General features: G+C 55.2%; 1 pseudogene. It reads right to left on the reverse strand.

Features of this window, described 5'->3' with window-relative positions:
* Nucleotides 1–987, reverse strand: a pseudogene (locus QP915_RS11580) (transposase); the annotation flags it as partial.

Here is a 987-nt window from a genome sequence, read left to right on the forward strand (position 1 = left end):
TGAGGCGTCGGCGTGCGAGTGCGACGACTGCGGCGTTGTGTCTTTTGTCGTCTTTGCGTTTTCGTTCATAGAATTGCCGGGAACGCTCGTGGAATCTGATCGATGCAAAAGACGATTGCCATAGGGCGTTCTTTAATTTTTGTTGCCAGCGCGGTTGGGCGATTCGACATAATGGACGTTCCCGACTGAGTCGTCCGCAGTGATAGGCCTGCATAGGACGCTAGGTGCGCTGCATCGGGGAAGTCGGACATATCGCCAACAGTCATGAGGATCTGTGCTGCGCTACGTGGGCCGATGCCGGGCATGGATAAAAGAATCTCGGTTTGAGGAATGTCTTGAATGAGCTTGAGTACCTGTGCTTCTATTTCCTTGCGATGTGCTAGTTTGGCCAGTGCGTCTTTGGCGGACATTGCTACGCTAAGTTCGGGGTATTCTGCGCCGGCAATGGACACGGTCTGTGTGTGGATGGCAGCAAGCATGGCATGGATGACAGGCTCGGGATTGCGCGCTTTGTGACTGCGCGCAAAGGCTGCTAGGCGTGTTTTACCGATGCGTCGAATCTTGGTGGGGCCGCCGTATTTTGCAAGTAGGTGGAGGATCCATTTTCGGTGAATCATCTGTCCGTGCAGGACATGTTCGAAGGCAGGATTGGTTCCCACGAGCGCGGATCGCATCTGGTTAATTAGGCGTGTGTAGGCTCGGGCGAGGTCTTCGTCGATACCGTTGAGAACTTTTGGCTGGGTAAAGACTTCCTCAACGCGGTCGACGCTGCGCAGGGCGTCTGGAAGGTTAAGACCGGCATGGGCGATGACGTAGGCGTCGCGTACATCGGTCTTGGAGTTGCCGACGTGGATGCGAGAGAGCTGTCGCATCGCAAGCCCTGGTAGATAGCGATCGTCTGCCCTATGTGTTGGGCGACTGCGACGGTTAATCGGCTGATGTTGTTGGGTTGATCGACAATGACAAGGACTGAGGTGTTGTCGGCGA

It is taken from the genome of Corynebacterium sp. MSK158 (genome assembly GCF_030229085.1).
Classification (GTDB): Bacteria; Actinomycetota; Actinomycetes; order Mycobacteriales; family Mycobacteriaceae; genus Corynebacterium.